This window comes from Paralcaligenes ginsengisoli (assembly GCF_054781135.1).
On record NZ_BAAGUZ010000011.1, the window covers coordinates 170745 to 196174 of the forward strand.

Here is a 25430-nt window from a genome sequence, read left to right on the forward strand (position 1 = left end):
GCATACCCATCGTGCACGATAACCATGCAATCAGTACAGTTGAACTGTATTTGGAAGATGAAGAAGCCACAATAGCACTGGCCAAGCGATTTGCACCTCTGTTGTGCGGCACAGATGAAACGCTGGGGCCCGAGCATCGGGGCGGCCGCATCCATCTTCAAGGAGACCTGGGCACAGGCAAAACCAGCTTCGCACGAGCCCTGTTACAAGCGGCTGGAATCACCGGCAGAATAAAGAGTCCGAGCTACGCGCTACTTGAAACCTATAAACTTTTTAACTTATACTTCTATCATCTTGATTTCTATAGATTTAGAGATTCACGCGAATGGATAGACGCCGGGTTTCGGGATATTTTGCAAAAAGAAGCTGTAGTGTTGATCGAGTGGCCAGAGCAAGCAGGCGCGTTATTACCTCCTCCCGACCTTGAAATCAGCCTCGGCTACGCAGAAATCGGCCGATCAGCCCGTCTGACCGCATATAGCAACAGAGGACAATTATGGCTGACTACACTCGCCCTTCTCCCGTCGGGATCTCCCAAAAAGGACAATCCCGGCGCCGCCTCATAGCGACCGCCGCCACACTGCTCGTACTGCCCGTGATTCCAAGCCTGGCCATGGCGGGAACCATCCTGGCCGTACGCACCTGGCCCGCCGACGAATACACCCGTGTCACGCTGGAAATGGACACCGAGCTCAAGGCCGAGCATTTCACGCTCGAAAACCCCAATCGGCTGGTGGTCGATATACAGGGTTTGTCGATGAGCCGCGCGATCAACGACCTGGTTTCCAAGGTACGGCCCAACGATCCCTATATTTCCTCGGTACGCGTCGCTCAAAACCGTCCCGATGTGATCCGCCTTGTATTCGACCTGAAGCAGGCTATCGCACCCCAGGTCTTTACACTCAAACCCGTGGGTGAATACAAGTTCCGCCTGGTCCTCGACCTGTACCCCAAGGTGGCCCAGGATCCCTTGATGGCCATCATGGACAACGGCGGCGATAAGGACCCCCTGGCGGAGGTGCTTGAAAACCTGGCTCAAAACTCGCCCGACCAAGCCCCTATTCCGTCGGTTCAAGGTCAGCAATTGCCGCCGGAAGTGGCCAAAAAGAAACCCGGCGCACTGCCTCCCGCCATTGCCAGCCGGCCGGACAATGACCGCCCGCTTCTGATTGCGCTCGACCCCGGGCATGGCGGGGAAGATCCGGGAGCCACCGGACGCGCGGGCACGCACGAAAAAGATATTGTGCTGCGCATTGCGCGGCGCCTCAAAACGCTGATCGATGCCCAGCCCAATATGCGGGCCTACCTGACGCGCGACAACGACTACTTTGTCCCCCTGCATGTTCGTGTGCAGAAATCACGCCGCGTCAAGGCCGATCTGTTTATTTCCATCCATGCCGATGCCTGGATCAAACCCAGCGCACGCGGATCGTCGGTATTTGCCCTGTCGCAGCACGGCGCCACCAGCGCCGCCGCGCGCTGGATGGCGCAACGTGAGAACGATGCCGACCTGATAGGCGGCGTGAACCTGGGGTCGCACAACAAGCAAGTCGCGCAGGTGCTGCTCGATTTGTCCACAGGCGCGCAAATCAACGACGCCATGCACGTCGGCAATCGAGTGCTGGCCGAGCTGGGGAAATTCAACCGCCTGCACAAGGACCACGTGGAGCGCGCCGGCTTTGCGGTACTCAAAGCCCCCGACATCCCATCGATACTGGTCGAAACCGCTTTTATCAGCAACCCCGAAGAGGAGCGTCTATTGCGTAGTCCCGCACACCAGGATCGTATCGCTCGCGCAATACTCAGCGGCGTCAACGATTATTTTGCCTCCAACCCGCCATTGAACCGGAGAGCGTGAATCCGGCGGCACAACACCATAAAAACAGACATTACCTTAAAAACCCCCGCCTCATGAAAACACCCCAGAAACCGGACAGTTGTTCTGGTTTCTGGGGTGTTTTCATGGCCAGGGCGCGACCTTGAAACATGAGCCCGGCCAGAGCGCTTTCGGAACTTCACGGCGGCCATTGCCATGCCGCCGCCACGCCAGGTTAAGCCTTTCTTTTGAAGACCTTCCACAAGGCGCCCAGGGCAACAGGCACAATCGCCGCCGCCACACCGATGATCACAATGGTATTCAAGTGCTCCTTGATGATGGGCACATTGCCAAAGAAGTATCCCAGCGTTACCAGGCCCGCCACCCAAAGCACCGCGCCCGAAATATTGAACAGCTGAAAACGCACGAAATTCATGCTGCCCACGCCCGCCACGAAGGGGGCGAATGTGCGAACCACCGGCAGGAATCGCGACAGGACGATGGTTTTCCCGCCATGCCTCTCGTAAAACTGATGAGTCTTGATCAATGCATTCTGGTCCAGGAATCTGAAATTGCTTGAAAATACACGCGGTCCTATGTAGCGGCCTACGGCATAGTTGACCGTATTGCCCAACACCGCGGCCAGCATCAGCAAGGCAGCCAGCAGAACCGGATCGATCAGCCCCGAAGCGCCAAAGGCTCCGGCAATGAATAACAGCGAATCACCGGGTAAAAAAGGTAAAACCACCAGCCCGGTTTCCCCAAAAATGATTAAAAACAAGACCAGGTAAATCCACGGGCCGTACTGGGTTACCCATGCTCCAAGGAATTGATCAATATGGAGAATCATGTTCAGGAAATCAGGCATATCCACGCTACCAAATAAATGCAATACCGCAATATAGCCCACTCGCCTGGCAGGCAAGACAAACGCCGCGTCGAAGAGGCTAAAATTGCTCCAGCGAGTCCCGCCGAGTACGGCTGGCCTCTTTGACCAACGGAGCGCCTGGCTCTGTTTACATGGAAGTCCTGATGCCTGAACGCCGCGCCATAACAACGCTTCCCGATCTATTGATCAGCCAGATCGCCGCGGGCGAAGTGATAGAGCGCCCGGCATCGGTACTGAAAGAAATCCTGGAAAACGCAATCGACGCCGGAGCCCGCGCGATCGATATACGTCTCGAGGGAGGCGGCATACGCCGCGTGGCCGTCACCGACGACGGATCGGGAATTCCCCATGCGGAACTGGCCCTGGCGCTGACGCGCCACGCCACCAGCAAAATCCACACCCTGGCTGAACTCGAGTCCGTGGCCTCCATGGGTTTTCGTGGTGAAGCCCTGGCCTCCATAGCCTCGGTAGCGCAACTGACCCTTACCTCGCGTACCGCCGAAGCCGATCACGCCTGGCAACTGCCAAATGGCGCACACGCGCCCGTCCCCGCTTCAGGCCCGTTGGGGACCACGGTCGAAATACGGCAACTGTTCGATGAAGTGCCCGCCCGCCGAAAATTCCTGCGCGCCGAAGCCACGGAATACGGCCACTGCGTCGACGCACTGGAACGCATCGCCCTGGCTCATCCCCAAATCAGTTTTCGCCTGTTCCACAACGACAAGGCACAACGGCATTGGCGCGCCACCAATAGATTGCAGCGCATCCGGGATGTGCTGGGCACCGATTTTTTTGACCAGGGACTCGATGTAAGCATCGAACACGGCCTGATCGCACTGCATGGAATGATTACGCGTCCCACCTATGCCCGGGCCCGTGCCGATCGGCAGTACCTTTATGTGAACGGGCGCTACGTCAAAGACCGCACTGTCTCGCATGCCGTTCGCCAGGCCTATAGCGATGTCCTGCACGGCGACCGGCAGGCCGCTTATGTATTGTTCCTCACGCTGGACCCCGCTACCGTGGACGTGAACGTGCATCCAGCCAAACACGAAGTGCGCTTTCGCGACAGCGGCGCCATACACCGCTTTGTCGCCCAGGCACTGAGCCAGACCCTCGCCCTGGTCGGAGGGCAAAGCGCAGTTCTCCCAAACGGGGCCTCCGGCAACACGGAAACCGACTGGCAGCGCCCGACGTCCGGCGGCAATGCACCGGGCGCAAGTCCGGCCGCGCAAGCGCCGGCCGGAACGACTTCACCGGCGCCCGGAGCCTGGGGTACCAGGCCTTCCGGCTACATGCCCCCTTTGAGGCAAACCTCCATGAACCTGCATGAAGCCGCGGCAAACCCCGGAACAGGCTGGCACGCTCTCTATCGGCCACTGGCTGAAACCGCAGGCACCGCTTCGAGCCCCGAAATGGCCACCGAGCACGACGAGTTCCCCCTCGGCATGGCATTGGGCCAATTGCACGGCATCTACATTCTGGCCCAGAACCGCCATGGGCTGGTGCTGGTCGATATGCACGCCGCCCACGAGCGTGTCGTCTACGAACAGCTTAAACAGGCCATGGACACGCACACACTGCCCCGGCAAGAGCTGCTGGTGCCGGTAGTGTTCAACGCCACCGAAAAGGAAATAGGCCTGCTTGAAGAATATGAATCGACCCTGAGCCAACTGGGGCTCGTGGTTCGGCCCGCCGGCCCGACCACCCTGGCCGTTCGGGCGGTTCCCGCCCTGCTCGCGCACGGCGACATCGAATCCCTGGCGCGAGGCGTGATTCGCGACCTGGCCAACGTAGGCAGCTCGCCACGCCTTACCGAGCAACGCAACGAGCTGCTGTCCACCATGGCCTGCCATGGCTCGGTGCGCGCCAATCGCCGCCTATCGATCGAAGAGATGAATGCCCTGCTGCGCAAAATGGAGCAGACCGAACGCGCCGATCAATGCAATCACGGGCGGCCCACCTGGGTTCAATGGCAACTGGGTGAACTCGACAAACTCTTCATGCGCGGTCAATGAACGTCCCCGTCATTTGCCTGGCGGGCCCCACTGCGGCCGGCAAAAGCGCCACCACCCTGGCGCTGGCGGCGCGCTGGCCAGTCGAAATCATCAACGTCGATTCGGCCACGATTTATCGCGGTATGGACATCGGCACCGCGAAGCCCTCACAGGCCGAACGAGAGCGTGTGCCGCAGCATTTGCTGGATATCCGCGATCCGGCCGAAACCTATTCGGCCGCCGAGTTCAGGCGCGATGCCCTTGAGCTGATTGAAGAAATCCTGCGGCGCGGCCGCATTCCCCTGCTGTGCGGCGGCACCATGCTGTACTACAAGGCTTTGCGGGAGGGCCTGAATGACTTGCCCGAGGCCGATGCGGATATCCGCGCCGCCATCGATGCCGAGGCACGGCAGGCGGGATGGCCCGCACTGCACGCCCGGCTCGGCGAATTCGACCCGGCCACCGCCGCCCGGCTGGCACCCAACGACAGCCAGCGCGTACAGCGCGCCATAGAAATCTACCGGATCACGGGCCAAACCATGTCAGCGCTGCTCGCCGCGGAATCCGGCCGGTCCGACAGCCCCTACGATTACCTGACCATCAGCCTTGAACCCTCCGACCGGCTCGCGCTACATGCACGCATCGCCCTGCGCTACCGGGAAATGCTCAGCCGTGGCTTGCTCGACGAAGTTCAGGCGCTGCACCGCCGGCCCGACCTGCATACAGGCCTGCCTTCGGTGCGTTGCGTGGGATACCGGCAACTCTGGGATTATCTGGACGGGAAGATCGATCTGGAATCGGCTGTGGAACAGGCTATCGCCGCAACCCGGCAATTGGCCAAGCGGCAGCTTACCTGGTTGAGGGCTCAGCCCGAGCGCCATGTCATCGACTGCCTCGCCCCCAATGCGGCAGACTTGGCGCTTGCGGCGATAGCGCGCATATGGGAGCCCTGACGCCCCTGCCTTCTTGCAGCGGCGCTTCTCTTACAACACCACGGTCTGCGCGGCACCCGGCGCCTGCTCGACGATTTCACCCAGGCGGCTGACCTGCTCGCCATGAGCGGCCAGCGTTGCGGCAAGCGCATCCGCCTTGGCGGCCGACACCACGATCACCATGCCGATGCCGCAATTGAATACGCGATGCATTTCGGCGTCGGCCACGCCGCCGTTTTGCTGCAGCCACGAAAAGAGTTGTGGCATTTGCCAGGCATCGCGATGCAACTGCGCAGCCAGGCCAGGCTGCAAAATACGCGGCACGTTGTCCAGCAGGCCGCCGCCGGTAATGTGCGCCAAGCCTTTAAGCGCCTCGCCATGTTCGGCCAAGGCCGCCAGCACGGACTTGACGTAGATGCGGGTCGGCTCCATGACCACGTCTTCAAGCGATCGCCCGCCGAAATCCTGGCTCGGCTTGGCATTCGCATGCGTCAGGATCTTGCGCAAGAGCGAAAACCCATTGGAATGCGCACCGCTGGAAGCCAGGCCCAGCACTACATCGCCCACCGCTATCGACTTGCCGTCGATGATTCTTGATTTCTCGACGGCACCGACCGCAAAGCCGGCCAGATCGTATTCTCCCTCCGGATACATACCCGGCATTTCCGCCGTTTCCCCGCCTATCAGGGCACACCCGGCCAGTTCGCATCCTTTGGCGATTCCACCCACCACGCTGGCCGCTGTATCGACCGACAATTTGCCGCAGGCGAAATAATCCAGGAAAAACAGGGGCTCGGCGCCCTGCACCAGGATATCGTTGACACTCATGGCAACCAGATCGATCCCTACCGTGTCGTGGCGCTTCCATTCGAAAGCCAGGCGCAGCTTGGTGCCCACCCCATCGGTACCCGACACCAGCACAGGCTCTTTCAGGTGCTTGGGGACCTCGAAAAGCGCTCCAAACCCACCTATGCCGGCCATTACGCCGGCACGCATGGTTTTAGCCGCCAATGGCTTGATGCGATCCACCAGCGCATCGCCCGCGTCGATATCGACGCCTGCGTCGCGGTAAGTCAATGAAGCTGAATGTTTGTTTGTCATGAGAAATGCCGTGGGATGTGCAAGAATTGCACGTTGAATTAAATACGAAGGCCAATTTTACGATGATCGAGCCAACTGCGCGGCACCGGCAAAAGCCATCGTCGATATTATCGGCGAAATCGATCACCCGCTCCCGGGTTTCCAGCAGAAAGCAAACACCGGCCATGCAGGAAACCCGCAATTCCCGCAGCTTTGTTACAATTCGACGGCGACTACGGGCGAATTGCAGCCGCAATCATTTCCGGTATATTGATTCAATGACGCCGTCCATAAGCGCAGCACTCCCTACGGTGGTCCGGCGCCTGTATACCTGTATCGTCCCTGCCCGTTTCACACCACGCAATGACCCAGCAACTCATTCTTGATCTTCTGCCCGCTCCGCCGCCCACTCTCGACAATTTCGTCGTGGGCGATAATCGCGCCGCCCTCGACGCGATCGAACACCTTCAGCCGGGAAGAGCCATTTATTTATGGGGCGCGCCCGGCGTCGGCCGCAGCCATTTGCTGCGGGCATTGGGCACAACACCGCAAGCACGGTATTTCACGGCGCGCGACGATGCCGATGCGCTGCACGCCATTGCCCTGGAAGAAACCTGCACGCTCAAACTCATTGCGCTCGACGATATCGGACAATTCAGCCCCGAGGCCCAGGCCGCCCTGTTTGCCCTGTACAATCGCTGGCGCGAAGTGGCCGCGACCGAACAGGCTTTTGCGTTGCTGCTGTCGGGCGACCGGGCGCCGCTGGCACTGCCCTTGCGGGAAGATCTGCGAACCCGCCTTGGATGGGACCTGGTCTTTCGCCTTGAAGCGCTGTCGGACCAGGACCGTGCCGAGGCGCTCAAGACCCGCGCGGGCGAACGCGGCCTGCAACTGGCACCCGAAGTCATTCACTGGATGCTGACGCACTATGCACGCGACATGAGCAAACTGAATGCACTGCTTGATGCCCTGGATCGCTACTCTCTCGAAAGACAACGCGCCATTACCCTGCCTTTGCTGAGAGATCTGCTGGCGACCCATACTATGACCGAAACAAGTTTATGAGCTCCGTCAAACGCCTGGCTCTCTTCGACCTGGACCACACGCTGCTGCCCTTGGACAGCGATTACCAATGGGCCGATTTTCTGGCCCGCACCGGACGGGCGGGCGATCCCGCCGAGGCGCGCCGCCGCAACGAAGACCTTATGCAACGCTATAACGCCGGCAATCTTACTGCCGAACAGGCCGCCGAATTCATGCTGGGCCTCCTGACGCGCACCAACGGCGCCCAACTGGCGGAATGGCACGAACACTATATGTCCGAGATCATCCGCCCCCATATTTTCCCCGCGGCACTCGACCTTGTACAAGAACATTTGGCACAAGGGGACCTGTGCGCAATCGTCACGGCAACCAATCAATTCGTTACCGCCCCCATCGCCCGGGCGTTCGGCGTGCCGCATCTGATCGCCACCTGCGCCGAATATTGCAATGGGTACTACACTGGACGCATCAGCGGCATACCCAGTTTCAAGGAAGGCAAGGTGCTGCGCGTCGCGGCGTGGCTGGCCGACATGGGCCTGGCGCTGGACGATTTTGAAAGATCGTATTTCTATAGCGACTCTCCAAACGACATTCCCTTGCTCGATGCGGTCAGCCACCCCATTGCCACCAACCCCAGCCCCGCCCTGCGACACATCGCGCAAGCCAGAGGCTGGCAAATTCTCGAGCTTTTCCAGCACATGGAAGACGCAAAGTCCTAAAATACCCACATGCTTACAGAAACAATAAAAAACTTTGTCAGCCGATTGTTTGCCGCGCCTGCGCGAGGGCCTGAACGCCTGCCGCGAGACAAACACGGCATCGATCGGCGCAATGTCTCGCGCCACGCCATCAAGGTATGCGAGGTTTTGCATGAAAACGGCTTCGACGCCTACATCGTGGGCGGCGCCGTACGCGACCTGATCGTAGGCCTGGAACCCAAGGATTTCGATGTGGCCACCAACGCCACGCCCAACCAGATTCGCCCGCTATTCCGGCGCGCGCGCATCATAGGCCGGCGTTTTCAACTGGTCCACGTGGTTTTCGGGCAGGAGATCATCGAAACGTCCACATTTCGCGCCCCCGCTTCGGTGGAACAGGAAACCGACGAATTCGGGCGAATACTGCGCGACAACACCTTTGGCACCCACGAAGAAGACGCCATACGGCGCGACTTCACTTTCAATGCGCTTTTTTACGATCCCATCAAAGAAGAAGTCATCGACTTCCATCACGGGTTCAGCGACCTGAAAAAGCGCATCGTGCGCATGATCGGCGATCCTGAAACCCGTTATCGCGAAGATCCGGTACGCATGCTGCGTGCCATGCGCTTTGCCGCCAAGCTCAACGCCACGATAGATCCCGCCACGCAAGCCCCCATCAAGAAGCTGGCAAATCTGATCGAAAATGTGCCGGCTTCGCGTCTGTTCGACGAAATGCTCAAGTTGCTCACCTGTGGCCACGCCATGGACTGCCTGCGGCAGTTGCGTACGGTCGGGCTTCATCAGGGCCTGCTGCCGCTCATCGATCTTATCTTCGAAGAGACGGGCGGTGAACAGTTTGTCGAGTTGGCGCTGGAACGCACCGATGGCCGAGTGCGGGCCGGCAAAACCATCAGCCCCAGCTTTTTGTTTGCCGCGCTGCTCTGGAAGCTCGTGGACAAGCGCTGGCAAGCCACGGTTGCCAAGGGAGAACACTCCATCCAGGCGCTCATGGAAGCCGCGGATTCAGTCATGGATGAACAAACCCGGAAACTTGCCATTCAACGGCGCTATCAGTCGGATATGCGCGAAATCTGGTTCATGCAGCCGCGCTTCGAACGCGCCAACGGGAAAACCATTTGGCGCCTGATCGAACAGCCCCGGTTTCGGGCCGCAGTCGATTTTCTGCAGTTGCGCGCTGAAGCGCGCGAGGTCGACAGCGTCCAGGCACAGTGGTGGATGGATCTCGCCAATGCCGACGATGGCGAACGCGCCGAAATGATCGAGGCCTATATGCAGCAAAACAAGGCTGCCGCAAACCCGGCGAAACGCCGCAGGCGCCCACGCCGCAATCCGGGCGCCAGCACCACACCGGCATGACACTGGCGTATATAGGTCTGGGCGCCAATCTGGGCGATGCCCGCAACACCTTGCTGCAAGCCGCAAAGAGCCTGGCGCAAACCGATGGAATCCATCAACTGGTTCTGTCGAAACTGTACCGAACGGCTCCCGTGGACTCCAGCGGGCCGGACTACATCAACGCCGCTGCGTCGATCCAGACCAGCCTGAGCGCATCGGCGCTGCTTACCGCCTTGCAGCGCATAGAAGAAGAATACGGCCGCCTGCGCCCCTACCGGAACGCGCCGCGTACACTGGATCTGGATTTATTGCTGTACGGAAGCCAAACCATCGATGAGCCCGATTTAAAGGTTCCACACCCGCGCATGCACGAGCGTGCTTTTGTGTTGAAACCACTCAGCGACCTGGCCCCCCAATTACAACTGGCGCAAGGCTCGCTGCGCACTCTGCTGGCAGCCTGCTCGGATCAGGCCATAGAAGAGTGCCTGCCCGCGCCCTGAGCCGCATCGGGCACCCACAAGGGGTGCCGCTACGTCGCCTATTGACCTACAAGACGGTATCTACTAGGCGGGCTCGGCGCCATGGCTAACTGCCCAGAATTTTTCGCGCCCATTCTATCACCGGTAAATCCACCATTTTGCCATCCAGTTGAAAGGCCGAAGAGCCGGTCGACTCCGCCATATCGATAACACGCCGGGCCCATTCGGTTTCAGCCTGGCTTGATGCAAACGCGGCATGAATCGTGGCGATCTGCGTCGGATGTATGCACAGCATGCCGCCAAAGCCCATGTCCCGCACCCGGCGGGCTTGTTGCGCCAGGCCAGCCAGATTCGCAAAATCGGGATAGACCCCGTCGAGCGGCGCAGCCAGTCCGCAGGCACGGCTATGCAGCAAAATCTGGCAACGTATCTGTTCCAGCACCAGCCCGGCGCCATCCGAATCCGCGGTCGCGCCCAGATCGAGCATCAAATCGAGGCTACCAAAAGACAAGCGGCTTACGCCGGGCTGGGCCGCTATTGCGCCCAAGGCCAGCACTCCTTTGGCGCTTTCGATGATGGGCCATACCGGCTTGCCGCCTGCGTGAACCAGCCTGATCTGTTCCGCCGATTCGGCTTTGGGCAGCAAGACACCGGCAATGCTGGAAAACTGGCGGCACACTGCCAGGTCGTCGGCAAACCAGGGCGTAGTCGCATCATTGACCCGAACAAAAACAGCGGAATCGGGATGAGCCTGGACAAAAGCCGCCAAATTCTGGCGCGCCGCGTCTTTGTGCTGCCGTTCCACAGCATCTTCGAGATCGATGATCACCCCATCGGCGCCGGCCGCCAGGGCTTTGGAAAATCGCTCCGGCCGCGTGGCCGGCACAAACAGAACCGAACGCATCAATACATTCATCAAATCACCTTTTCCCGCGCCAACCTGGCTACATCGGCGCCGGAATAGCCAAGATCGCCAAGGATGGCCGCGGAATGCTCCCCCAGCGCCGGGATTTTATCCATACGGGCGGCAAAGGCCGAACTGCCTGCCGGCGGGATCAACGCCGGCAAGAGCCCCGCCGGACTGTCCACTTCACGCCAGCGCTCGCGCGCCGCCAACTGGGGATGATTCCATACGTCACTCATGGTATTGACGCTGGCATTGGCAATTTGCGCCGCATCCAGGCGCTCCAGCACCTGATCGCGCGTCAACAAGGCAAATGTCGCAGCAATCAGGCCTCCCAGAACATCACGATTCTCGACCCGCAACGTATTGGACGAAAACCGCGCATCCCGCGCCAGTTCGGGCTGAATCAGCACGGTCCTGCAAAACGCGTCCCACTCGCGCTCATTCTGCAAACCCAGCATAACCTGCGAGCCATCGCCGACCGGAAAGGGCCCATAGGGGTAGATCGTGGCGTGGGCGGCGCCGGCCCGCCGTGGCGCAGCGGCTCCATCGAACGCATAGTACATGGGGAAACCCATCCACTCGACCATGCTCTCCAGCATGGACACATCGAGACGGCTGCCTTCGCCTGTGCGCTGGCGCAGCAGCAGCGCCGACAAGATGCTGCTGTAGGCATACATTCCGGCAGCAATGTCCGAAATCGAACAACCCGCCTTGGCGGATTGCTCGGGAGTACCAGTCACCGATAAGAATCCGCTTTCACTCTGGATGAGCAGATCGTAGGCCTTTTTATCCTGGTAAGGCCCACCCTCGCCATAGCCCGAAATATCGCAAACAATCAAGCGCGGGTATTGCTCATGGAGGGTTTCGAACGACAAACCCATCCGGGCTGCCGCCCCCGGCGCCAGGTTTTGCACCAGCACATCGGCCTTGGCCATCAAACGCGACAATACCTCTTGCGCCGCGGGCTGCTTCAGATCGAGGGCCAGGCTTTCTTTGGAGCGGTTGGTCCACACGAAATGCGAGGACAAGCCCTTGACCCGTTCGTCATAGCCGCGCGCGAAATCTCCGACGGCGGGCCGTTCGATCTTGATGACTCTGGCACCCATATCGGCCAATTGCCGCGTACAGAACGGTGCCGCAATGGCATGCTCCAGGCTGACGACGGTAATGCCGTCAAGCGGCCGAGGAGCCGCCGTATCGGCGGCAAGCGGCTGTATTGTGTCGTGACTCATGTCTTGACCCTCAGCTCGGCCTGATGCGCCAGTGTACCGTCCTGTTCGGCCCAAAGGCGCGCGACTCCCGCTCCGGAAAAAGAACCGGCCACCTGAAATGGCCGTGGCGCGATAAGCGGGCGCAGGCCGCGGTACGACAGGGACGCAACGGTCTTGCCGGGATTGGCCCGGCTGAATGCGCGGCACATGAGCGTAGCGATCATGGGGCCATGCACCACCAGGCCCGGATAGCCCTCGACCTGGGTCGCATAAGGCTCGTCGTAATGGATTCGGTGGCCATTATAGGTAACCGCCGAATAGCGAAACAGCACTGTGGAACTTGGCACTATGGTTTCGGACCACTCCGCCGCGGGGGCGGATTCCGAGCCTGCCAGCCTGGGAGGGCTGGGCTCCCGGTACACCACGTCCTGCTCCTCGGAGATACGCAACAGGCCGTCCTGGAAATACTCGTGCTTGACCGTCACGAACAGCAGTTTGCCTGTACGGCCCTCTTTTTCCTTGACCGAGGCAATGGTCGATACACGGCTTGCATCCATTCCGACGCGCAGGGGGCTTAAAAACTCGAGCCGACCACCCGCCCACATGCGATTGCGGTTTTCGGCCGGAGGAAGAAAGCCGCCGCGCCTGGGATGCCCGTCGTCGCCAAGCTGGTCATAGGGATAGGCCTTGATGAACAGCCCCCAATGCCACAGCAAGGGCAGCTCGCCACCTGGCGCGGGCGCCACCGCATCGAGGCTCAACGCAATTTTTTCGATGTGTCCGATATCGATACGGTCGGCACACGTTTCCGTTCGGCCGATCCAGGAGGCTGGGTCTGTAGCAGTCATGGCAATCTCTGGGCCGTCGGGCCCGGCAATTTGAAAGAGTAAACCGTAGCTTGCCTGCTAAATGCCCATTTTTGAATTCTCTTTTTTGCAAGACTGTCTTTAGCGAAAACGAACAAGCCCCGCACAAGCTATAAAAAAAGAGAGCCGCAGCTCTCTTTTCCCCGAACGGATCAGGCGAACGCCGGACAGCAATCAGGCACGAACCAGGGAAATGGTGGCGATTTTCGCTTTCCATTCCTTCGGACCGGTGTCATGCACCGACGTGCCGGTCGAGTCGACCGCCACGGTCACCGGCATGTCCTTGACATCGAACTCGTAAATCGCCTCCATGCCCAAGTCTTCAAACCCGACAACCTTGGCCCCGCGGATAGCCTTGGAAACCAGGTAGGCCGATCCTCCTACCGCCATCAGATAGGCCGAACCGTGCTTGCGTATGGACTCGATGGCTATCGGCCCACGCTCAGCCTTGCCTATCATGGAAATCAAGCCGGTCTGGGCCAGCATCATTTCGGTAAACTGGTCCATGCGCGTGGAAGTCGTCGGGCCGGCGGGGCCAACCACTTCGTCACGCACCGGATCAACCGGGCCGACGTAGTAAATCACGCGGTTCGTGAAATCGACCGGCAAGGACTCGCCGCGCTCAAGCATGCCCTGTATGCGTTTATGGGCGGCATCCCGGCCCGTGAGCATTTTGCCCGACAACAACAAGGTCTGACCCGGCTTCCAGCTCGCGACCTGCTCTTTGGTCAAGGTATTCAAATCGACCTGCAGGGATTTGTTGTAATCGGGCGCCCAGTGCACATCGGGCCAGTCGGACAAAGCGGGCGGAGTCAGCTCGGCAGGCCCCGATCCGTCGAGCACGAAATGTATATGGCGGGTGGCCGCGCAATTGGGGATCATGGCCACCGGCTTGGAGGCGGCATGGGTAGGGAAGGTATTGATTTTAATATCCAGCACCGTGGTCAGGCCGCCCAGCCCTTGTGCGCCGATTCCCAGCGCATTGACCTTTTCGTAGAGTTCGAGGCGCAGCTCTTCGAGCTTGTTCTGCGGGCCGCGCTGCAACAGCTCGTACATGTCGATGTCTTCCATCAGGGACTGCTTGGCCATCAGCATGGCTTTTTCAGCGGTCCCGCCCACGCCTATGCCCAGCATGCCGGGCGGGCACCAGCCCGCGCCCATCAGGGGCACCGTCTTCAATACCCAATCAACAATCGAGTCACTGGGATTGAGCATGGCGAACTTGGACTTGTTCTCGGAGCCGCCCCCCTTGGCGGCCACTTGCACATCGACCTTGTCGCCCACCACCAATTCGACATTCACGATACAGGGGGTATTGTCGCGGGTATTCTTGCGCGCAAACAAAGGATCGTCGAGGATTGAGGCGCGCAAAGGATTATCCGGGTTGGTATAGCCCTGGCGCACGCCTTCATCGCACAGTTCCTGCAGGCTGCGCTGCGTGTCGAGCCGCGCATTCATGCCTATTTTCAGAAAGACGTTGACCACCCCGGTATCCTGGCAAATGGGGCGATGCCCTTCGGCGCACATGCGCGAATTGGTCAGGATCTGGGCAATCGCGTCTTTGGCTGCCGGACTTTGTTCACGTTCATAGGCACGCGCCAAGTGCCTGATGTAATCGGCAGGGTGATAAAAACTGATGAACTGGACCGCATCCGCAATGGATTGAATCAGGTCGTTTTCTCTAATCGTCGTAGTCATGGCATTTAAATCAGTGGAATAAAAAAGAAACGGGAAGCCCGCGCGGCTTCCCTGTTTTTGAGCGAGGTAGTTATTTTCCTTGCCAAACCGGCTTGCGCTTTTCCGCAAACGCCGTAGCGCCCTCTCGGGCATCGGCGGACGAAAAAATATGCGCGGCCCGCGGGCGTTGCAGATCGAACATATCGGCCTGGCGCCAGTCTTTGGATTCGGTCACGATTCTTTTTGCCGTCTGGACCGCCAAGGGCCCGTTTTCAGCAATCAGCCGCGCCAGGGCCAGGGCGCCTTCAAGGGCTTGACCGGGTTCGACCAGGCGATTCACTAGGCCATGTTCGTAGGCTCGTTGCGCCGGCAGCATACCGCCGGTCAGGATGACTTCCATCGCAATATGATGCGGAATGCGTTGCGGCAAACGCAACATCCCGCCTGCGCCAGGAACCAGGCCGCGCTTGACTTCGGGCAGGCCGAAATTGGCGTTGCTGGCGGCAACCACCAGATCGCAGGCCAGTACCATTTCGCAACCGCCGGCCAAAGCGTACCCTTCAACCGCCGCAATCATGGGTTTTTGCGGCGGCCTTTCGCACAGGCCCGCGAATCCGCGGCCTTCGATCAGCGGACGTTGCCCGCTGCCGGCAAAAGCTTTCAAATCCATGCCGGCCGAAAAGGTATTGCCTGCCCCGGTAAGAATGCCAAGAACAATATCCTTGTCCTGGTCGAGCCGGTCAAATGCCACGGCCAGTTCTTGTGCCGTCTCGTAGTTGATGGCGTTACGCGCCTCGGGCCGATTGACCGTAATAATCAGGATCCGATCGACCACTTCCACTCTAACCAAGTCAGACATGCAATAAACTCCCGAAGATTGCAGCGCTAAATACGCAAAAGTTAAAATAACAGGTGCTTTGCACACAAAGAAAAGGCGCTGGCACAATTCAATATCATACGACCAATCAAGACCGGTTCAGAAATGGAACTATCCTGCCTGCTAACGGAACCAGTTAAAATCGAATTCTTCGCAGCTTTTTGCCTTACCGGTTCTGTTCATGCTTACTTTTCAGCAAATCATTCTGACTCTCCAGCAATACTGGGACAAACAGGGTTGCGCGCTACTGCAGCCTTACGATATGGAAGTCGGTGCGGGCACCTCGCATACGGCCACATTTTTACGCTCGATCGGACCGGAGCCCTGGCGCGCCGCGTATGTCCAGCCTTCGCGCCGCCCCAAAGACGGCCGCTACGGCGAAAACCCCAATCGCCTGCAACACTATTACCAATATCAGGTCGTACTTAAACCGGCGCCTCCCGAAATCATCGACCTGTACGTGGGCTCGCTCGAAGCATTAGGCATCAATCCCAAAGAGCACGACATCCGCTTTGTCGAAGACGACTGGGAAAATCCCACGCTTGGCGCCTGGGGCCTGGGCTGGGAGGTGTGGCTCAACGGCATGGAAGTCACCCAATTCACCTATTTTCAGCAGGTCGGCGGGCTGGACTGCTTGCCTACCACCGGCGAAATCACCTACGGGCTGGAACGTCTGGCCATGTACCTGCAGGATGTGGAAAGCGTTTACGACCTGGTCTGGACCGAAGGCACCAACGGACAGCGCGTACTTTACCGCGACGTCTTCCACCAGAACGAAGTCGAACAGTCCACCTACAATTTCGAACACGCCTCGACCGCGATGCTTTTCGCCCATTTTGGCGACTACGAAGCCGAAGCGAAGCGGCTGATTGAAGTTCCGCTGGCCCTGCCCGCCTACGAGGCCGCTCTCAAGGCGGCCCACACCTTCAATATGCTGGATGCGCGCGGCGCGATCAGCGTCACTGAGCGGGCGGCCTATATAGGCCGCATACGCAACCTGTCGCGAACCGTCGCCCAGGCCTACTTCGACTCACGCGAAAAATTAGGTTTTCCCATGCTTGGCAATCGCCTCAATCCGGAGGCCGTGCAATGACGTCGACGACACACTCTCCGCGCCCCCTGTTTCTCGAACTGCTTACCGAAGAACTGCCACCCAAAGCCCTGCAAGCGCTGGGCCTCGCCTTTGCCGAAGGAATACGCAGTATTCTCGAAAAACAGCGCCTTCTGGATGCCGGATGCGCGGTCACCGAATTCGCCACTCCGCGGCGCTTAGCCGTACGGCTAAGCGCCGTGCTGGGCCAGGCCCTGGAGCAGGCCTACACAGAAAAACTCATGCCGGCAAAAATCGGCCTGGATCAAGCCGGGGCACTGACTCCGGCCCTGGCAAAAAAACTTGCCGGCAAGGGCCTGGCTCATCTGAGTCCATCGGATCTCATTCAAGAGTCCGATGGCAAACAGGATTATCTCTACGCCAAGGGCGTGGCGCCAGGCGCCTCGCTACAGGCCGGCTTGCAGGAAGCGCTTGATTACGCCCTTGCCAATCTGCCTATCCCCAAAGTCATGCGCTATCAATTGGCCGACGGCGTCACCAGTGTCAAATTCGTGCGCCCGGCACACCGTCTGATTGCGCTATGGGGCTCCGCAATTATTCCTGTGAATGCGCTTGGGCTGACCGCCGGACGCGACACCCAAGGCCATCGATTCATGGCCAATGGGCTTATCGCCATTCAGGCTCCCGACACATACGAACAGCAACTTCACGACGAAGGCAAGGTCATCGCCTCGTTCGCCGCGCGCAAGGACATGATTGCCGCGCAATTGCATGCGCACGCGACCGCGCTCGGAGCAACGCTGGGCGACGGCCCCGAAGTCGCAGCCCTGCTCGATGAAGTCACCGCCCTGGTCGAACACCCTACGGTTTATGTCGGCGAATTCGATGAGCAGTTCCTGGCGGTGCCGCCGGAATGCCTGATTCTGACCATGCGCCTGAACCAAAAATACTTCCCTCTGTTCGAGCCCGGCACCGGCAAGCTGACGCACCGCTTTTTGATCGTCAGCAATATGCAGGTAGACGATCCGGCCAATATTATCCTGGGCAATCAGCGCGTCGTACGTCCGCGCCTGGCCGATGCCCGATTCTTTTTCGACACCGACCGCAAAGTGCCGCTGGCGTCACGTGTCGAATCTCTGGCCAACATCGTCTATCACAATAAGCTGGGGTCCCAGCTCGAGCGCGTCGAACGCGTGCGCGACATCGCCCGCTACGTCGCCGGGCAGTTGGGCAAGAGTCCACAAAACGCCGATCGCGCGGCTTTGCTGGCCAAGGCGGACCTCGGCTCCAACATGGTGGCCGAGTTTCCTGAGCTGCAAGGCGTCATGGGCGCCTACTACGCCGCGGCCGACGGCGAGCCCGCCGATGTGGTGCTGGCCCTGCGCAATCAATATCGCACCCGCCTGGACAGCGCCATCGACGATCAGTCCCTGACATCGGCCATACTGTTCATTGCCGAACGCATCGAAACCATGATGGGTATCTGGGGCATAGGGCTGGTTCCCACCGGCGAGCGCGATCCATATGGGATACGCCGAGCCGCGCTGGGCCTCATCAGCGCTTTCGAGCAACTGACGGCCGGCGGCTATTTGTCGATTCAACGGCCAACGAATCTCGAGCTGCCCCAACTGCTTGCTTTCGCGGCAGGCACTTTTGGCGCGCACCCGATTGCCGCCGGCACGGTCGCCGAAGTGCAGCATTTCATTTACGAGCGTTATCGCAATCTGCTGGCAAACGACTACGACCGCAATGTGGTGGATGCCGTGCTGAGCCTGGAGCCGCCTTTGCATCAAGTCTTGGCCCGTATTCAGGCCTGCGCCAGGTTTGCCCTGCGCCCTGAAGCGGAAAGCCTGGCCGCCGCCAACAAGCGTATTGCCAATTTGCTGAAAAAAGCCGATGGCGCCATCGGCCAGATCATCTACGGCAAGCTGACCGAGCCCGCCGAGCAGGCTCTGGCTCAAACCATTACCCGACTCAAACCCCAGGCCCAGGCCCAGTTCGGACTGGGCGATTTTGCCGCCAGCCTGGCAACGATGGCCCAGGCCAAAGACTCGGTCGATGCGTTCTTTGCAGACATCATGATCATGGCCGACGACCCGGCGGTACGCGCCAATCGCCTGGCTCTGCTGGCCGACCTGCATGGCGTCATGAATCAGGTCGCCGATATTTCAAGGTTGGCCCAGTGAAACTTGCCATACTCGACCGCGACGGCGTCATCAATCACGACAGTGATACATTCGTCAAAAGCCCCGACGAATGGATTGCCCTGCCCGGCAGCCTGGACGCCATCGCGCGATTATCCCGCGCCAACTGGCGCGTAGTGATTGCCAGCAACCAATCGGGCATCGCGCGTGGTCTGTTCAGCATGGAGACCCTCAACGCCATACATTCCAAGCTTCGAAAAGAGCTGGCTCATGTCGGTGGCAATATCGATGCCATATTCATCTGCCCTCACGGTCCCGACGACCGATGCCTGTGCCGCAAACCCAAGCCCGGCATGTTTCTCGACATAGGCCGGCGCTACGACATCGATCTGCAGAATGTACCGGCCGTGGGAGATTCCCTGCGTGATTTGCAGGCTGCCAGCGAGGCAGGCTGCTCGCCCTGGCTGGTACTTACCGGCAATGGCCAGAAAACCTGGGACAAGGGCGATTTGCCCGCCGGCACCCAGGTCAGGGAAAATCTTGCCGCGATGGTCGATGCCTGGCTACAAGAGGCCTGAAGCATGGCTGCGATACGAGCTATTTTCTATCTGCTGTTTTTAGCCATTACCGTCATTCCTTACGCATTTGCGTGCGTAATATGGGCGCCACTGCCTTTGCGCTGGCGCTACAAACTCACGGCAGGCTGGCCCAGGCTGGCCATTTGGGGAGCCAAAGTCATACTCGGCATACGCTGGCAAATCAAAGGCGCGGAGAATTTTCCGGACGGCCCGGCTATACTGCTGTCCAAACATCAATCCGCCTGGGAGACCTTGTTTTTCCCTGCCTACATGCCGCGCGAAGTCTGCTTTGTCTACAAGAAAGAGCTGCATCGTGTGCCGTTCTTTGGCTGGGGGCTGGCTCTTCTGCGTATGATTCCCATCGACCGGTCCAAAGGGCGGGATGCCTTCGAGCAAGTTGTCCGGGTTGGCCAGCAACGCATCAACGAAGGCCGTTGGCCCATCTTGTTCCCCGAAGGCACGCGTGTCGCCCCTGGTAAAGTCGGACGATACAAAATGGGCGGCGCGATGCTGGCGACCCGCACCGGCACAGGGGTCATTCCAATTGCGCACAACGCCGGCGAATGCTGGCCGCGCAAGGCATTTATCAAAAAACCAGGTCTGATTACAGTATCGATTGGTCCCATGATCGAAAGCAAAGGGCTGGATGCCAATACCTTGAACAAGAAAGTCCAGGATTGGATCGAAAATGAAATGCGTCAACTCAATCCGGAACGCTATGGGCTTTAATGAACAGCTTGAGCTGTTTGCCACCGCACACCCCGCGATCGTCGCTAGCAGCGAGCCGCGTGCAGCGGCCAGGCAAACAAGCGATACGATTACCATACCGACGACCCGCCCGCTGTCGCTGGCGGCCGGCGCGCGCTGGCGTGAAGTTCGCGCCAGCACCCAGTCCATAGGATTCATCCTGCAGCGTTCGAGGCGCAAAAGCATAGGCCTGACGATCAACGACGATGGTCTGCTGGTTACCGCGCCAGGCTGGGTGACTCTGGGCCAGATCGATGCGGTCGTAGTGGAAAAATCGCGCTGGATACTCGACAAGCTGAGCGCCAGGCAAGCCAGGCAAGCCCAGTTGGCCATGGCAAATACCTGTTGGCAAGACGGCGGCGACATCCCTTATCTGGGCAAGCGCATCATCCTGAAACTGGACGATACGCAGCAAGGCAGCAGCCATTTTCATGGTGCGGAGTTCACTCCGGCCGACGGAGACATGCTGGGCCTGGCGCTGCCCGTTACCGCCGAACATGGCCGTGTGCGCGATATCGTGCATGCCTGGCTGCAACAGCAGGCCAAAATATGGTTCGAACTGCGCCTGCAGCACTTCCTGGCATCGAGCCAATTGCAGATCAAACGCTGGCGACTGTCTTCCGCGGCCACTCGCTGGGGTTCCTGCAGCAGCGACGGCAACATCATGCTGAATTGGCGCCTGATCCATTTTGAACACGATATCATCGACTACGTGGTCGCCCACGAAATCGCCCATTTGAAAGAAATGAATCACAGCAAGAATTTCTGGCGCGAAGTCGGCCGCATTCTGCCCGATTTCGAACGCTCCCGCGACGCATTGCGGCAACACGACCCAACCACCCTGCCGCTGATCTAAACGCAAGCTATCCCATTTATTGTTGGCTTCTCTTCCAAGGAAACTCTCATGCGGCTTTTACACACCATGCTTCGGGTCGGCAACCTTGAACAGTCCCTGGCCTTTTATACCAACGTACTTGGCATGAGGCAATTGCGGCGCAAAGACTACCCAGACGGCAAATTCACCCTTGCATTTGTCGGATACCAGGATGAGTCGGAAGGGGCCGTCATCGAACTGACCCACAACTGGGACACGCCGAGCTACGATCTAGGCAACGGCTATGGCCACATAGCGCTTGAAGTCGAAGATGCCTACGAAGCCTGTGCGCGAATCAAGGCAAAAGGAGGCAAAGTCACACGCGAAGCCGGGCCCATGAAGCACGGGCAAACCGTCATCGCCTTTGTGGAAGACCCCGACGGCTACAAGATAGAGCTGATCCAGCACAAGCCGCAGGCTGGCTGAACGAGCTTGAGTCCGCCGCGGCTGGATCCAGGCTTGGGCCGCCACTCTCGCACCTCAAGAACGCTTATGAATCAAGAAGGCGGATGACGAGCAAATGACTCCGCATCGAAGTCATCGACCTCGATCACAGCCGCCACCGCCTCTTCGGCTTCTTCCAGCATACGCGCCTGCTCGTCGCTGATCGCCCCTTTGGCATGCGCCAGCCGCCAGTCTTTCAGGCCGCTGTGATGCAGCTGTTCATACAAAGGTTCAAGCTCTATGACCAATTCAAACGCCCGTTCAAGCACTTCGACGCTTTTTTGATCGAGCCGGTCCCAGACCGCGCCAACCAGACGATCGCGCGACTCGGAAAGCTCGAGCAAAATGGCGGCGCAATCGGCCGTTGTCTTGTCGGACGGCGGCCTGGCCCGCATGACCGGCGGGAGCACGGCCAAACGCAACAGCCACGCCAGCCAGCGCACCGGAAAATTGTGCAGTACATCGGCAAGACGCTTTTCGATGGTGGCAAAACCTTGTTCGGCGCACCACTTGACCAACGGCAAGTCGGATTCGTGTCGACCCTCGTCGTGCCAACGCTTCAAGACTGCCGATAACAGATACAGTTCGGCCAAAGCATCGCCCAGGCGGGCCGACAGCATTTCCTTGCGCTTCAGGGTTCCGCCCAGAACAAAAAGCGTGGCCTCGGACACCAATGCAAAGGCCGAAACGTAACGGCTGAGGCGCCGATAATAAGGTGCCGCGGCGCCGGCGGCCTTTGGGGTCCTGGCAAAAAAACCACCGGTCCAGGCCAGGGCTTTGGCGCGGAACAAATTTTTGACGCTATGCCACACATGCTTCCAGACTACGGCATCGAATGCGTCCTCCCCCGCAAGCTCGTCGCTGTTGCCCAGCGCCTTCACCTCCTGCATGAGATAAGGATGAGCCCGAATTGCGCCCTGGCCGAACACAATCAGGTTACGCGTTAGTATATTGGCGCCTTCCACCGTAATGGCAACCGGCACGGCCCGATACAAACCACCCAGATAATTGCGCGGGCCATCGATGATGGCCTTGCCGGCATGCACATCCATTGCCACGTTAACGGACTCACGCATGCGTTCGGTGGCGTGCAGTTTCATGATGGCGGATATTACGGCAGGCTTGTAGCCCATATCGAGCCCCGCGCACGTCAGCCGGCGCGCGGCCTCGACCAAATAGGCGTTGGCGGCAAGGCGCGCCAGTTTTTCCTGAACACCCTCGAATTTGCCGACTGGAATCCCGAACTGAGTCCGCACCCGGGCATAGGCGCCGGACGTATGCGCGGTAAACACACAGGCTGCAGCAGACAGCGAGGGCAGAGAAATTCCCCGCCCGGCCGCCAGCGCGCTCATCAGCATCTGCCAGCCATGCCCCGCCTTGTCGACGCCACCGATCAGGGCATCGATGGGGACGAAGACATCGTGCCCTTCATTCGGGCCATTTTGAAACGCCTGCATGGCTGGCAGATGACGCCGGCCAATGTGGATGCCCGGCAAATGAGTAGGCACCAGCGCAACCGAAATGCCAAGATCGGTTTCCTCACCCAGCAAGTGATCGGGATCGGAGAGCTTGAAAGCCAGGCCCAGAACCGTCGCCACCGGGCTGAGCGTTATATATCGCTTGCGCCAGTTCAGGCGCATGCCTAAAGTATCGACGCCGCCGACCTGTTGCCTGCACACGACACCCGTGTCAGTCATCGAAGCCGCATCGGACCCGGCAGCCGGGCTGGTCAGGCCAAAGCAGGGAATTTCCTGGCCTTGTGCCAGCCGCGGCAACCAGTAATCGCGCTGGTCCTGCGTGCCAAATTGCATAAGCAATTCGCCTGGCCCCAACGAATTGGGCACCATGACAGTGACCGCTGCCGTAACGGATCTGACGGAAATCCGGCGCACCACTTCGGAATGGGCATAAGCCGAAAAGCCCAGCCCTCCGTATTCCGTGGGAATAATCATCCCGAAAAAGCCATGCCGCTTTAAAAACGCCCAGACATCGGGGGACAGGTCGTATTGCTCCCAGGAAATCGACCAGTCATCGAGCTTGCTGCACAGATCCGCCACCGGCCCATCAAGGAAAGCCTGTTCGGCCGGTGTCAGCGAGGCCGGCTCGACGTCCAGCAATTCCTGCCAGTCGGGATTCCCGGAAAACAGTTGAGCATCCCACCACACGTCGCCGGCCTCGATGGCCTCTTGCTCGGTGGGCGACAAACTGGGCATGGCATCGCGTGCCATTCGATACAAAGGCTCTGTCAGCCAGCTTCGACGCCAAGCTCTCCAATTCATGACTCCCCTCTATCGGCTATGCGTGGATAGCATTTATTATCTCCCATAAGCCCGCAGTGCGAACAGGCCGCCGGATTTATTGCGTGCCTATGAGAATAGACTCTGCGACAATCGTAGTCCTTGTTCACAGGTCTGAGCTGCTGTCTATGCTAAATACGCTCTGGTTGGCTTTCTTTATTATTGCCTGTCTTTCGGGTATGTACCAGTGGCTGTTCCTGCACGACGCCGAGATTTTTTCGCGCCTGGTGCTCAGCCTGTTCGACATGGCCAAATTATCGGTCGACCTGATGGTCCTGCTGTTTGGCACACTCACACTATGGCTCGGATTTCTACGCATTGCGGAACAGGCCGGCCTGATAGAACGGCTGGCACGTTTGCTGACACCGCTGTTCCGCCGCCTGATGCCCGAAGTACCCGCGGGGCATCCCGCCCTGGGCCTCATCACACTCAATTTCGCCGCCAATGCACTCGGGCTGGACAATGCCGCGACGCCCATAGGCCTGCGCGCCATGCGCGAGCTGCAAACCCTCAACCCGACTCCCGACACGGCCACGAACGCACAAATTCTATTTTTAGTGCTTAACTCATCGTCGCTGACGCTGTTGCCTGTCACCATTTTCATGTATCGCGCGCAGCAGGGAGCGCCCGACCCTACTCTGGTTTTTTTGCCGATCCTCCTGGCCACCACGGCATCGTCGCTATGCGGCCTGCTGGTTGTGGCTTTCATGCAGAAGCTCAAACTTCGCGACCCGGTCGTCCTGGCATGGATGGGAGGGTTGCTGCTGGCATTGGGCAGTTTCATGGCCTTGCTTTCCACATTGTCGACTGGCGCGATCAGCGCGCTGTCGTCGCTCATGGGCAATCTGACACTGTTTGGCATCATTATCCTGTTCCTGGTCGCCGGCGCCTATAAAAAGGTGCCTGTCTATGAATCATTCATCGATGGGGCGAAACAGGGGTTCGATATTTCAAAAAACCTGCTGCCTTATCTGGTAGCCATGCTGTGCGCCGTCGGTGTATTGCGTGCGTCCGGCGCACTGGACGCCCTGCTCGACATCATCCGCTGGGCCACGCATGCCGCCGGCCTGGATACGCGATTCATCGACGCACTGCCCACCGCTTTGGTCAAGCCCTTTTCAGGCAGCGCGGCGCGAGCCATGCTGATTGAAACCATGCAGCACTTCGGCGTGGATAGCTTTCCCGCCTTGCTGGCCGCTACCGTCCAGGGGAGTACCGAAACCACGTTTTATGTTTTGGCCGTGTATTTCGGCGCAGTCGGGATACAGCGTGCGCGCCATGCCGTAGGATGTGCGCTGGCCGCCGATCTGGCGGGCGTTCTTGCCTCGATTGCCGTGTGTTACTGGTTTTTTGCCTGACACGGCAAGGCTACTAGAGTATCTTTGGTTCGAGACGTTTTTTGGCATTCGATGGGTTGGTAGCTTTGGTATTTACGGTTTGGTATTTGAAGACGCCGTCTATCG

At 59.2% G+C, this 25430-nt stretch carries 23 protein-coding genes; 15 read left to right on the forward strand and 8 right to left on the reverse strand.

Going from position 1 to position 25430, the window contains the following annotated elements; translation table 11 throughout:
- The first annotated feature begins 11 nt into the window (after positions 1 to 11).
- Together tsaE and ACYVIS_RS08150 are read left to right on the forward strand one after the other, a co-directional pair.
- The gene (tsaE, locus tag ACYVIS_RS08145) at positions 12 to 566 is read left to right on the forward strand and encodes a tRNA (adenosine(37)-N6)-threonylcarbamoyltransferase complex ATPase subunit type 1 TsaE (protein ID WP_232744117.1); all 555 of its coding nucleotides are present in this window, start codon (positions 12 to 14) and stop codon (positions 564 to 566) included.
- Positions 497 to 1858: an N-acetylmuramoyl-L-alanine amidase gene (locus ACYVIS_RS08150; RefSeq protein WP_232744118.1), complete on the forward strand. Its 1362-nt coding sequence runs from the start codon at positions 497 to 499 to the stop codon at positions 1856 to 1858. Before tsaE ends, ACYVIS_RS08150 begins: the two co-directional genes overlap by 70 nt.
- A 193-nt stretch (positions 1859 to 2051) precedes the next feature.
- Here ACYVIS_RS08150 and ACYVIS_RS08155 read toward each other — a convergent pair whose 3' ends face one another.
- Entirely contained in the window at positions 2052 to 2684 is a 633-nt protein-coding gene (locus tag ACYVIS_RS08155; RefSeq protein ID WP_232744610.1) for a VTT domain-containing protein, read from the reverse strand.
- A gap of 164 nt (positions 2685 to 2848) precedes the next feature.
- Here ACYVIS_RS08155 and mutL point away from each other — a divergent pair, with 164 nt between their 5' ends.
- Complete coding sequence (mutL, locus tag ACYVIS_RS08160; protein ID WP_232744119.1) at positions 2849 to 4723, forward strand: DNA mismatch repair endonuclease MutL; 1875 nt, start codon at positions 2849 to 2851, stop codon at positions 4721 to 4723.
- On the forward strand, positions 4720 to 5655 hold the full coding sequence (gene miaA, locus ACYVIS_RS08165; protein WP_232744120.1) for a tRNA (adenosine(37)-N6)-dimethylallyltransferase MiaA: 936 nt from the start codon (positions 4720 to 4722) through the stop codon (positions 5653 to 5655). Before mutL ends, miaA begins: the two co-directional genes overlap by 4 nt.
- A 30-nt stretch (positions 5656 to 5685) precedes the next feature.
- Here the strand turns inward: miaA and purM are convergent, their stop codons facing one another.
- Complete coding sequence (gene purM / locus ACYVIS_RS08170) at positions 5686 to 6735, reverse strand: phosphoribosylformylglycinamidine cyclo-ligase (RefSeq protein WP_232744121.1); 1050 nt, start codon at positions 6733 to 6735, stop codon at positions 5686 to 5688.
- Between the two features lie 342 nt (positions 6736 to 7077).
- Between purM and hda the strand changes: the two genes are divergently transcribed.
- The 4 genes from hda to folK are packed head-to-tail and all read left to right on the forward strand — an operon-like array spanning position 7078 to position 10315.
- Positions 7078 to 7779 carry a DnaA regulatory inactivator Hda gene (gene hda, locus ACYVIS_RS08175; protein ID WP_232744122.1) on the forward strand — a complete coding sequence of 234 codons (702 nt, stop codon included), beginning with the start codon at positions 7078 to 7080 and terminating at the stop codon, positions 7777 to 7779.
- Complete coding sequence (locus ACYVIS_RS08180) at positions 7776 to 8477, forward strand: HAD family hydrolase (protein ID WP_232744123.1); 702 nt, start codon at positions 7776 to 7778, stop codon at positions 8475 to 8477. The genes hda and ACYVIS_RS08180 overlap by 4 nt, the downstream gene beginning before the upstream one ends.
- A gap of 9 nt (positions 8478 to 8486) precedes the next feature.
- Complete coding sequence (gene pcnB / locus ACYVIS_RS08185) at positions 8487 to 9836, forward strand: polynucleotide adenylyltransferase PcnB (RefSeq protein WP_232744124.1); 1350 nt, start codon at positions 8487 to 8489, stop codon at positions 9834 to 9836.
- Positions 9833 to 10315 (forward strand): 2-amino-4-hydroxy-6-hydroxymethyldihydropteridine diphosphokinase, encoded by a 483-nt coding sequence (gene folK / locus ACYVIS_RS08190; protein WP_232744125.1) that lies wholly within the window; start codon positions 9833 to 9835, stop codon positions 10313 to 10315. Before pcnB ends, folK begins: the two co-directional genes overlap by 4 nt.
- 85 nt (positions 10316 to 10400) lie before the next feature.
- Here folK and ACYVIS_RS08195 read toward each other — a convergent pair whose 3' ends face one another.
- The 5 genes from ACYVIS_RS08195 to ACYVIS_RS08215 form a co-directional block, all read right to left on the reverse strand.
- Positions 10401 to 11213, reverse strand: a complete 813-nt coding sequence (locus tag ACYVIS_RS08195) for an HpcH/HpaI aldolase/citrate lyase family protein (protein WP_232744126.1) — start codon at positions 11211 to 11213, stop codon at positions 10401 to 10403.
- Complete coding sequence (locus ACYVIS_RS08200; RefSeq protein WP_232744127.1) at positions 11210 to 12433, reverse strand: CaiB/BaiF CoA transferase family protein; 1224 nt, start codon at positions 12431 to 12433, stop codon at positions 11210 to 11212. Before ACYVIS_RS08200 ends, ACYVIS_RS08195 begins: the two co-directional genes overlap by 4 nt.
- Positions 12430 to 13260 carry an HTD2 family dehydratase gene (locus ACYVIS_RS08205; RefSeq protein WP_232744128.1) on the reverse strand — a complete coding sequence of 277 codons (831 nt, stop codon included), beginning with the start codon at positions 13258 to 13260 and terminating at the stop codon, positions 12430 to 12432. The genes ACYVIS_RS08200 and ACYVIS_RS08205 overlap by 4 nt, the downstream gene beginning before the upstream one ends.
- A 192-nt stretch (positions 13261 to 13452) precedes the next feature.
- Positions 13453 to 14976: a fumarate hydratase gene (locus tag ACYVIS_RS08210; protein ID WP_460873724.1), complete on the reverse strand. Its 1524-nt coding sequence runs from the start codon at positions 14974 to 14976 to the stop codon at positions 13453 to 13455.
- A gap of 70 nt (positions 14977 to 15046) precedes the next feature.
- Entirely contained in the window at positions 15047 to 15814 is a 768-nt protein-coding gene (locus ACYVIS_RS08215) for a crotonase/enoyl-CoA hydratase family protein (RefSeq protein WP_232744130.1), read from the reverse strand.
- 199 nt (positions 15815 to 16013) lie between these two features.
- Here ACYVIS_RS08215 and glyQ point away from each other — a divergent pair, with 199 nt between their 5' ends.
- Genes glyQ through gloA form a run of 6 tightly spaced genes read left to right on the forward strand, consistent with a single transcriptional unit; the run spans position 16014 to position 21652 of the window.
- Positions 16014 to 16925, forward strand: a complete 912-nt coding sequence (gene glyQ / locus ACYVIS_RS08220) for a glycine--tRNA ligase subunit alpha (protein ID WP_232744131.1) — start codon at positions 16014 to 16016, stop codon at positions 16923 to 16925.
- Positions 16922 to 19069, forward strand: coding sequence for a glycine--tRNA ligase subunit beta (gene glyS / locus ACYVIS_RS08225; RefSeq protein WP_460873725.1), 2148 nt, complete (start codon positions 16922 to 16924; stop codon positions 19067 to 19069). The genes glyQ and glyS overlap by 4 nt, the downstream gene beginning before the upstream one ends.
- Positions 19066 to 19605 carry a D-glycero-beta-D-manno-heptose 1,7-bisphosphate 7-phosphatase gene (gene gmhB / locus ACYVIS_RS08230; protein WP_232744133.1) on the forward strand — a complete coding sequence of 180 codons (540 nt, stop codon included), beginning with the start codon at positions 19066 to 19068 and terminating at the stop codon, positions 19603 to 19605. Before glyS ends, gmhB begins: the two co-directional genes overlap by 4 nt.
- Positions 19606 to 19608: 3 nt before the next feature.
- Positions 19609 to 20334, forward strand: coding sequence for a lysophospholipid acyltransferase family protein (locus ACYVIS_RS08235; protein ID WP_460873726.1), 726 nt, complete (start codon positions 19609 to 19611; stop codon positions 20332 to 20334).
- Entirely contained in the window at positions 20324 to 21208 is an 885-nt protein-coding gene (locus ACYVIS_RS08240) for a M48 family metallopeptidase (RefSeq protein WP_460873731.1), read from the forward strand. The genes ACYVIS_RS08235 and ACYVIS_RS08240 overlap by 11 nt, the downstream gene beginning before the upstream one ends.
- A gap of 48 nt (positions 21209 to 21256) precedes the next feature.
- Positions 21257 to 21652, forward strand: a complete 396-nt coding sequence (gene gloA / locus ACYVIS_RS08245) for a lactoylglutathione lyase (RefSeq protein ID WP_460873727.1) — start codon at positions 21257 to 21259, stop codon at positions 21650 to 21652.
- Between the two features lie 71 nt (positions 21653 to 21723).
- Here gloA and ACYVIS_RS08250 read toward each other — a convergent pair whose 3' ends face one another.
- Entirely contained in the window at positions 21724 to 23949 is a 2226-nt protein-coding gene (locus ACYVIS_RS08250) for an acyl-CoA dehydrogenase (RefSeq protein WP_460873728.1), read from the reverse strand.
- Between the two features lie 146 nt (positions 23950 to 24095).
- On the opposite strand from ACYVIS_RS08250, the gene ACYVIS_RS08255 reads away from it, so the two are divergent.
- The gene (locus ACYVIS_RS08255) at positions 24096 to 25325 is read left to right on the forward strand and encodes a nucleoside recognition domain-containing protein (protein WP_232744138.1); all 1230 of its coding nucleotides are present in this window, start codon (positions 24096 to 24098) and stop codon (positions 25323 to 25325) included.
- The last annotated feature ends 105 nt before the right edge of the window (positions 25326 to 25430 follow it).